Source organism: Streptomyces silvisoli (assembly GCF_029269905.1).
Classification (GTDB): domain Bacteria; phylum Actinomycetota; class Actinomycetes; order Streptomycetales; family Streptomycetaceae; genus Streptantibioticus_A; species Streptantibioticus_A silvisoli_A.
The window spans coordinates 1-8,140 of the sequence record NZ_JARJBC010000049.1 but is presented as its reverse complement, the minus strand read 5'-3'; the positions used below and the strand labels follow the sequence as shown (position 1 = coordinate 8,140).

9 protein-coding genes and 1 pseudogene are annotated in these 8,140 nt (G+C 67.6%); 4 read left to right on the top strand and 6 right to left on the bottom strand.

Going from position 1 to position 8,140, the window contains the following annotated elements; translation table 11 throughout:
* The first annotated feature begins 162 nt into the window (after positions 1 to 162).
* Positions 163 to 339, top strand: coding sequence for a hypothetical protein (locus P3G67_RS35475; protein ID WP_276097193.1), 177 nt, complete (start codon positions 163 to 165; stop codon positions 337 to 339).
* A 52-nt stretch (positions 340 to 391) separates the two neighbouring features.
* Here P3G67_RS35475 and P3G67_RS35470 read toward each other — a convergent pair whose 3' ends face one another.
* From P3G67_RS35470 to P3G67_RS35460, 3 genes are all read right to left on the bottom strand, one after another.
* Positions 392 to 739 (bottom strand): DUF6233 domain-containing protein, encoded by a 348-nt coding sequence (locus P3G67_RS35470; protein ID WP_276097192.1) that lies wholly within the window; start codon positions 737 to 739, stop codon positions 392 to 394.
* 30 nt (positions 740 to 769) lie between these two features.
* Complete coding sequence (locus P3G67_RS35465; protein WP_269858197.1) at positions 770 to 1,027, bottom strand: hypothetical protein; 258 nt, start codon at positions 1,025 to 1,027, stop codon at positions 770 to 772.
* A gap of 110 nt (positions 1,028 to 1,137) precedes the next feature.
* Positions 1,138 to 1,944 carry an LLM class F420-dependent oxidoreductase gene (locus P3G67_RS35460; RefSeq protein ID WP_276097194.1) on the bottom strand — a complete coding sequence of 269 codons (807 nt, stop codon included), beginning with the start codon at positions 1,942 to 1,944 and terminating at the stop codon, positions 1,138 to 1,140.
* A 98-nt stretch (positions 1,945 to 2,042) separates the two neighbouring features.
* Here P3G67_RS35460 and P3G67_RS35455 point away from each other — a divergent pair, with 98 nt between their 5' ends.
* From P3G67_RS35455 to P3G67_RS35445, 3 genes and pseudogenes are all read left to right on the top strand, one after another.
* Positions 2,043 to 2,480 (top strand): MarR family winged helix-turn-helix transcriptional regulator, encoded by a 438-nt coding sequence (locus P3G67_RS35455; RefSeq protein WP_276097191.1) that lies wholly within the window; start codon positions 2,043 to 2,045, stop codon positions 2,478 to 2,480.
* A gap of 178 nt (positions 2,481 to 2,658) precedes the next feature.
* Positions 2,659 to 2,961 (top strand): annotated as a pseudogene (locus P3G67_RS35450) (SpoIIE family protein phosphatase); the annotation flags it as partial.
* Positions 2,962 to 3,491: 530 nt separating this feature from the next.
* On the top strand, positions 3,492 to 4,034 hold the full coding sequence (locus P3G67_RS35445; protein WP_276097190.1) for a flavoprotein: 543 nt from the start codon (positions 3,492 to 3,494) through the stop codon (positions 4,032 to 4,034).
* Positions 4,035 to 4,060: 26 nt separating this feature from the next.
* On the opposite strand, the gene P3G67_RS35440 is transcribed toward P3G67_RS35445, so the two are convergent.
* The 3 genes from P3G67_RS35440 to P3G67_RS35430 all read right to left on the bottom strand — a co-directional run bounded on the left by P3G67_RS35440 (position 4,061) and on the right by P3G67_RS35430 (position 7,525).
* A complete protein-coding gene (locus P3G67_RS35440; protein ID WP_276097189.1) occupies positions 4,061 to 4,642 on the bottom strand; it encodes a GNAT family N-acetyltransferase in 582 nt (193 codons plus the stop codon).
* A gap of 450 nt (positions 4,643 to 5,092) precedes the next feature.
* The gene (locus tag P3G67_RS35435; RefSeq protein ID WP_276097188.1) at positions 5,093 to 5,686 is read right to left on the bottom strand and encodes a polysaccharide deacetylase family protein; all 594 of its coding nucleotides are present in this window, start codon (positions 5,684 to 5,686) and stop codon (positions 5,093 to 5,095) included.
* Positions 5,687 to 6,040: 354 nt separating this feature from the next.
* Positions 6,041 to 7,525: an MFS transporter gene (locus P3G67_RS35430; RefSeq protein ID WP_276097187.1), complete on the bottom strand. Its 1,485-nt coding sequence runs from the start codon at positions 7,523 to 7,525 to the stop codon at positions 6,041 to 6,043.
* Positions 7,526 to 8,140: the final 615 nt, after the last annotated feature.

The window sequence follows — 8,140 nt, the reverse complement described above, 5'->3', positions numbered from 1 at the left end:
GTCCAAGCGGTACTCGCCCTCGCGCGCCGCCGCGTGAACGTCATCTGGGCACTGATCCGTGACCGACGGTGCTACCGCGTTGCACCACCCGTCACCGAGGCGGCTTGACAACAACATTAGGAAGCCTTCCGCGCCTCGCCCACCAGCCACAGGAGGCCAGCCATGAGCGATGTGGACCTTTCCGGGTTCCTGGAACAGCTGAGCCCGGAGAACCGCCGATGGGTGGAGGCCCAGTCACGCGAGATGCAGCTGAAACTGACCGAGCAATACGCCACGACACTTCGTACCGACGGTCCCGTGGACGCGGACTCGATCGTCGAGCAGCATCGCGGTGACTGACTGCGCACACGCCCCGGCGGTCACGGAACGTCAAACACGCGGCCGTGGTCCGCTACCCCTGAAGCCGGGCCTCCGGGGCGCACTGCCGACAGGGCCGGGCGCCCTCTTCGAGGATCAGCCTGGCCTGAGTCAGAGTGAGCAGGGCCCCGCCGACAGCGTGGCGGCAGTCCCCACGGTGCAACGTGCCGCCGACGTTGCCAGCACCGTCAGGGGCGAAGCGCCACCACTTCAGTTCGTTCGCCGCCTCCTTGCCACGTACAGGGTGCGCCGACGCCACACCACGGGCCGCGCCAGGGGCACGTTCGATCTCGCGGATCCGAGCGTCGACCGCTTCCAACTGCAGCCGCAGGTAGGTCCGCAGCACCTGGAGGCGGTTCAGATCCGGGGGCAGGTCACTCACACCCGGTCACCCGCCCACACCCCGTACCGGTCAGGAGCGAGCGCACGACCTCGTCTCCTCCTGCCCAGCACCCCAGGCCATCTCCTTCAGCGCCATCCGCGCGGCAGGCCCTCGATCGGGGACGGTGGCCCAGAACGGGTGCGTGCTGATCTTCACGGAAAGCCGTTGCAGCGTGCGCCGCAGGACCGTGGTCTGCGCAGGGTTGTTCGCTTCGGCGAGCTGCCGGTACGCGGCATACCAGGCTCGCTGAGCTTGCAGAAGATCGTCAGGGAAGGCGTAGGACGTCACCACAAGATTGCATCACATGTTCGATTTCTGATGCGACACACCTGCGGCTGCGGGCTCAGACACGGGAGGGTGAGAGCGCAGACCTGTGAACAGGTCTGCGCGCGTGTGGCTCAGCCGATCAGTCGGGCCAGTCCATCCAGGACGCGCAACGCTTCGGCTTCCGGGACGTTGGGCAGATGGAAGGTGATGCCCGCCGCACCGGCCTCCCGGTAGGCCGCGACGATGTCCGGCTCCGGCGGGACGGCGTTGACGATCACCGGTGTCTCCGGGCCGATGAGCGCCATCTGCTCAAGCACCTCGCCGGCGTCGGTCGTGGCACTGGGCATCCAGCCGCCGAACCGCTTGGCCCGGGCGATCGCCTTGGCGCTCTGGCCGCCCACATACACCGGCGGGTGCGGTCGCTGCACCGGCTTGGGCCAGGCGAAGACAGGGTCGAAGTCGACGTGTTTCCCGTGGAATTCGGCCTGGTCCTTGGTCCAGATCTCGATGATCGCGGCCATCCGCTCATCCAGGAGCTGGCCTCGGGTACGTGGCTCGGTCCCGTGGTTGCGCATTTCCTCGCGGTTCCAGCCCGCGCCGATACCGAAGATCACCCGACCGTTGGACAGGAAGTCCAAGGAGGCGACCTCTTTGGCGGTCTGGATCGGGTCACGCTGGACCAGCAGGGCGACCCCGGTCCCCAGCAGCAGGTTCTCGGTCACTCCGGCAACCATGCCGAGAGCTGTGAACGGGTCGAGCGTCCGGTAGTACTGCCGGGGCAACTCGCCGCCGAGCGGGTAGGAGGTCACGCTGTCAGCCGGAATGTGGCTGTGGTCGGCCAGGAAGAGGGCCCCGAACCCGCGCTCCTCCACGGCCGGACCGAGCTTGGCGGGGTGGATGGCCTCGTCGGTGGCAATGGCGTGGATGCCGAACGTCATGGCGCCTAATTCGGTCTTCATGCCTCACACGCTAAACCCATCAGCCTGGGCTGACAACCCAGGTTGACAACCTTGGTTGATGAAATTAGCTTGATCCCATGGCTCAGTCTGCGAACGTCGATGACCTGGGCGGAGCGCTCTACGACGGCATCAGGCTGATCGCGCGGCGGCTCCGCCATGCGTCGACCCCCGGCGAGCTTTCGTTGCCCCAACGTTCCGCGCTGGCACGGCTGGATCGCGGCGGCCCGGCCACGGCCGCCGAGCTGGCGAGGGCCGAGCAGATCACTCCTCAGGCGATGGGGACCACTCTGAGCGGCCTGGAAGGGCGAGGGCTCGTCCAGCGGCGTCCCGACTCCCGCGACCGCCGACGAGTCCTCATGTCGCTGACCGAGACCGGTCTGGCAATGCTGCGGCGCAAGCACGACGCCCGAGCCCGGCAGCTCGCGACCGCCCTCGAACAGCACTTCACAGCTGCGGAGTTGGAGACCCTCACAGCCGCAGCACCGCTGATCGAGCGCCTGGCCGAGAGCATCTGACGCCGACCACGACGCCGAGCGATGGCGAACCCGCCCTGACCGCCCGCCCGTTCATTCGGACGCGCAACCTCCCGGTCGTGCTCATCGTCGTGATCGTCATCGCGGACATCTACACCCCGACCAGCATCCATCTGGGCCCGTTCCTGATCATCGCGCCAGCCCTCGGCGCCGCAGCGCGGATCCGTTCACCTTCGAGGCCGGTGACATGCTCGTGCTGTACACCGACGGTGTCATCGAGGCTCGCTCGCCTGCCGGAGCCTTCTACCCGCTCATCGAACGGCTGGGCTCCTTGCCCGCCGGCAGCCCGGAGACCCTGTTGAACCACATCCAGAGCGACCTGCTCGCGCACATCGGCGAGAACCCCGCCGACGACGACGCCGTCCTCGTCATCGAACGAACCCCCTCCCCCCACCTTCACCACCCCTACCTCACCTCGCACCACCACCGCAGCAACGGACCACAACCGCCCGAACCTCGCTGAGCGCTGCCGTGGGTCGACGGAGCCACGCCCACGTCCCGGCCGACTGAGGACCCGACGCCCGATTGCGGTGGTTCGACCCATCACCAGCGACCCGACAGACCCCGCGACGCGCGACATGGCCGCCGAGCTCCATGCGGAAGTGGCAGAAGGAGGCGGTGCGGCGGACAACGTGCGGTGCTGGCAGCGCCCTCGACGGTTCAGACCCGGCCTGGCGACTAGGGCCAGGATGCAAACGGCGTCCACCGCCGGAACCTCACGGACCAGTCCCCGGGTTGCGGTGGCGAGTTGGGTGATCGCCTTACGCGTGGCTACCGCGTCGTCAGATCCGCGAAATCCTGAGCAGCGCCGCAACACCGTTGCCAGTGTGGTCGCCTTGGGTCTGGGCACACCGGGCTCCGCTCGTTCCTGCCTCGTCAGCCGGAACGGTACGTGTCTTCGACGCCGTGCACTGCCGTGACGGGTGTTCCGCCTCTACTGTTCTCCGGCAGGCACGGTTGCGCGTTTTCGGCAGTGCGGGTGGGATAGAGCGTATGACGTCTCGCGTGTTGTACCTGTTCGGGACTGCGGCCCCGCCCGTCGTCGACATCGGCCGCGCCGTCGAGCAGGCCCAGACGGAAGGGTGGGACGTGTGCGTCGGCCTGTCGCCGACCGCGGCACGCTGGCTCAACTCGTCTGTGAGCAGGCTCGCGGCGTTCACCGGGCACCCTGTTCGGAGCGAATACAAGTTGCCGGGCGAGCCGGACGTGTGGCCTCCTGCGGATGTGATCGCCGTGGCCCCGGCGACGTTCAACACCATCAACCAGTGGGCGCTTGGGATCACGGACCACTTCACCGTCGGGGTGGCTGCGGAGGCGATCGGGAAGGGCATTCCGCTGGTGGCAATGCCGTGCGTGAACCAGGCACTCGTGGAGCACCCGCAGTTCGAGAAGTCCATGGAGACGCTACGGTCGGTCGGCGTCAACTTGGTATACGGCGATGGCGGGTTCGTGCCCGAACAACCTGGCGAGGAACGTCCGGAGACGTATCCGTGGCACCTGGTCCTTGACGCGGTGCGCGCTGCGAGTCCGCGGTGATGGAGCTGGACGCGGCGCCAGTCACCTTAGCTCGCTCGTTCAGCCTGCTCGGCCGTTCTCGCCTGCCATCGGTCCGCAGTCATCCGCCAGACGACATTGATCCCGACTTCTCCAGGAGCGACGGCCCCCTCAGGTGCTTGCGTACGTTCGACCTCAGTGAACCCCAAGCGGAGGGCCACTGCCCCGCTGGCGAGGTTGGCGGCATCGTGATGGATCTCCAAACGGTCGATTCCCGTCAACTGGAAGCCTTGGCTGACAAGAGCAGCGCCAGCCATCGTGACGAGCCCCCGTCCGGTCCAACGAGGGTGTAGCCAGTAACCGATGTCGAGGCCGCCGTCACCGATGCGGCGATAGAGGCCACAGCTACCGATCACCACAGCATCCGACGTGATGGCATAGCCGAAGGCATGTCCGGTCTCCCACTCTTCCTGGCTTCGAGCGAGGAAATCGGAGGTCTGCTGTCTCCCGTGGTTGGCTGCCCAGTTCATCCACGGCACCAGATGGTCCCGCGACTCGTAGATCGCGCGATCCAAGGCATCGAGATCACTCATACGCCACCGACGCAGTTCAACCTGGTCGGAAGTGAGAATTTCGGCAGGCTCTTCCATGCACCGGATGCTCTCGCAGCCCGGCTGAAGCCGACAACGCATTATCAGCCCGGGGAGGGCGGGCCCGGCGGCGCTGACGAGATGCGCAACTGGAAGCGACCGGGGCTCTGGTGCGAGCAATCCGGAGTGGGCAGGGCCGTGGACGAACGCCTTACGGGGTCTCAGGCGCCAGAACGCCCCTCGGCGTCGGAAACCGCTTCGACGCAGCCAGTTGGTCAAGCACCGGCCAGCGGAGCAGTCACGCCGGGCAAAATCCCGCTGAACGAGCTTACTCAGACGCTCACCTGACGGGACGTCAGCAATCACCCCGAGGCACGGAGAGGCTTCCCGGCCGCGCCCTCACTGGTCCAGGGCGCGAACGCGGGCCGCACCCCGAGGGCCGTGGGGACCTCGCAGCCCACCACACCCAACGCGCGGCGCCTGGCCTGATCACCCTTCGCGGGCGGCTGATCAGGGCCCGTGGCGGTAGACCACACCCGACTTGATGCCACCGGTGTTCGCGAACAGCTGCGGGACGGTGACCAGGGTGTAGCCGCGGGCTTTGAGGCCGGCGATGATTTTGGGAACGGCCGGTGGGGTGGTCGCGTACGTGTCGTGCATGTCGATGATCGCGCCCGGCCGGACGTGATTGAGAACGCGTTGCTCGATGAGCGGGGTGTTGTGGTTCTTCCAGTCCCGCGGATTGACGTTCCACATGATCACCGCCAGCCCAGCCCTGCCCGCAAGGGCTCGCACGCGGGTGTTCCACGCCCCGTACGGCGGTCGCAGCATGGTCGGCCGGTGCCCGGTGATGGAGGCGATCTGCCGGGCGGCGGTGGTGATCTCGTAGCTCACCCGCGCCGAGGAGATCCCGGTCAGGCGGGGGTGGTGGACCGTGTGGTCGCCGATCGCGTTCCCGTCCCGCGCCTCGCGCAGCACGACCTGCCGGTGGGCCAGCGCATGCGGCCCGATGAGGAAGAACGTGGCCACCGCGTGCCGGGCCTCAAGATCATTGAGCAGCTGCGGAGTGTACCGGGAAGGGCCGTCGTCAAAAGTGAGCGCCACGCACTTGGACACCCGACAGTCTGGCCCGGAACTCACAGGTGAGGCGTACGCAGGCACCGCCGCCGAGGCCGTCCCGACCACGACAGCAGCCGCTGCGATCGCCGGTTGCCACCAGTTGATCCGGTTCGGCATAACGCACCAGCTCGCCTCTTACGCTCCCTGTCGGTCTTCCTGCCCGCGGCACGGACACGGAAACCGCCAGGGCCGTTCGCGGTACGCCGTCCCATCTCGCTCGCCGCCTCCGCAGGCCGCCGCCGAACGGCTCCATCCACGGCGTGTGCAACCGTACCGGCGAGGCAACAAGCGGCCCTACGGTCACCGGACCACACGACCAGACGGTCCCCACCAAACCGCCTAACCGGCGCTTCGCGGGGCGAGGCTGGTTGCCGCCGTCAGCGGGGCGGCGATGTCCTCCAGCGAGCGGCGTTCGGCTGGCACGGCAAGGAAGGCGGCGACGACGCCAGCCGCCGTCATGAGCGCGGCACCGATCTGGAACGCCAGCACAGTGTCGGACGCGACGCCCGTGCTCGTGAGCTGGGAGAACAGCAGCGGTCCGGTGATGCCACCAGCGGCGGTGCCGACCGCGTAGAAGAAGGCGATCGCCATTGCCCGGGTCTCCATCGGGAAGATCTCGCTGACGGTGAGGTAAGCGCTGCTCGCGCCCGCGGAGGCGAAGAAGAGGACGACGCACCAGCACGCGGTGAGCGTGACCGCGGTCAGCGAGCCCCGGCCGAAGAGCCAGGCGGTGACGAACAGCAGCGATCCGCTGAGCACGTACGTTCCAGTGATCATCGGACGGCGGCCCAGGGTGTCGAAGAGGTGACCGAGCAACAGCGGCCCAAGGAAGTTGCCGATCGCGATGACCACGAAGTAGTAGCCGGTACTACCGGAGGGGACCCGGTAGAAGGTGGTCAGGATGGCGCCGAAGCCGAAGGTGACCGCGTTGTAGAGAAAGGCCTGGCCGACGAAGAGCGAGAGCCCCAGCACCGCCCGGCGCGGATAGGACCGGAAGACGGTTGCCGCGATCTTGCCGAACCCGATGCTCTTGCGCTGGTGGATGGTGATCTCTCGGTCGACGGGCTCGAGGTCGTGGCCTACCTGGGCGGCGACCTTGGCCTCGATGGACGCGACGAGTTCCTCGGCCTCCGCCTTGCGGCCGTGGATGAACAGCCAGCGCGGCGACTCGGGGACGTTGCGCCTGACCAGCAGGATGACCAGGCCCAGCACCACCCCGAGCGCGAAGGTCAACCGCCAGCCGAGGTCGGCCGGGAAGAGTGACTTGTTGAGCATGAGGATCGACAGCAGCGAGCCACCGACCGCCCCGACCCAGAAGCTTCCGTTGATGATCAGGTCGACCCGGCCACGGTAGGTCGCGGGGATCAGCTCGTCGATGGCCGAATTGATGGCGGCGTACTCCCCGCCGATGCCACAGCCGGTCAGGAATCGGAAGAGGAAGAACCACCAGGCGTGGACGGAGAGCCCCGTCAGCGCGGTGGCGCCGAGGTAGAGCGCGAGGGTGACCAGGAAGAGCTTCTTGCGCCCGTAGCGGTCGGTGAGCCAGCCGAAGAAGAGCGCGCCCACACAGGCGCCCGCCACGTACAGGGCCGCCGCCACGCCGGTGACCTGGGCGCTGGTGATGGCCAGCCCGCTGCCCTTCTCCGACAGCCGGGTGGCGATGTTGCCCACCACCGTCACTTCGAGGCCGTCGAGGATCCACACCGTGCCCAGCCCGATCACGACCATCCAGTGCCATCGCGACCACGGCAGCCGGTCCAGCCGCGCGGGCACGGAGGTGGTGATGGTTCCCGTTCCCTCGGGACGTAGGTCAGCACTCGCCATGACAAAGCCTCCCTGATGCGTCCCGGGGACCCCACTGCTGGTTGCGCGCGTTATACCTCTTCCCGCCGACGCCAACGGCATGCCGGGGCCGCTCGGGTGAGCGCGAGACCGAGCGCCACCCGCCTCCTCCAGGGTGTGCGGACACTTTGCCCGGCTGTATGGGTGGCAGCGACTCAAGCGCCAAGGCGGCGTCTGACGGTTGCGCAGCCAGCGACGGACGGCCCGGTACTCCATCGCCTGACGACTCGTTCCAGCACCGAAGCCATGCTGAACGATCGACGCACCGTCAGTGGTCGCCTGGACCTGGAGCTCGTCGCCCCAGATGAGACGTACGGGGTGGCGTCCTGACTTCGTCTGGTGTGGTCGCCGGGCCGTGGAAGGTGGCGCGGTAGGCGCTGGGGGCGACGCCGAGCCGGGCCTGCAGATGCTGGCCGAGCGAGACGAGAGTGCCGAAGCCGACCTGGGAGCGATGTGTTCGACGGTCATGTCGGTCCTACCTTTCAAGGCATGGGTCTGATCTGGTCATTCGTAAGATCGGAGGGCCCAGGGGCTCTGGGTATGGCTGTCATGTGGGCGCCGTTGGCAAGGCTCAAGGGACTTGGCCGCCCGGAGCCC

Excerpts from the sequence above, each read along its gene's own strand:
- P3G67_RS35475 (WP_276097193.1), top strand. The coding sequence starts at position 163 with ATGAGCGATGTGGACCTTTCCGGGTTCCTGGAACAGCTGAGCCCGGAG.
- P3G67_RS35460 (WP_276097194.1), bottom strand. The coding sequence starts at position 1,944 with ATGACGTTCGGCATCCACGCCATTGCCACCGACGAGGCCATCCACCCC.
- P3G67_RS35455 (WP_276097191.1), top strand. The coding sequence starts at position 2,043 with ATGGCTCAGTCTGCGAACGTCGATGACCTGGGCGGAGCGCTCTACGAC.
- P3G67_RS35445 (WP_276097190.1), top strand. The coding sequence starts at position 3,492 with ATGACGTCTCGCGTGTTGTACCTGTTCGGGACTGCGGCCCCGCCCGTC.
- P3G67_RS35440 (WP_276097189.1), bottom strand. The coding sequence starts at position 4,642 with ATGGAAGAGCCTGCCGAAATTCTCACTTCCGACCAGGTTGAACTGCGT.
- P3G67_RS35430 (WP_276097187.1), bottom strand. The coding sequence starts at position 7,525 with ATGGCGAGTGCTGACCTACGTCCCGAGGGAACGGGAACCATCACCACC.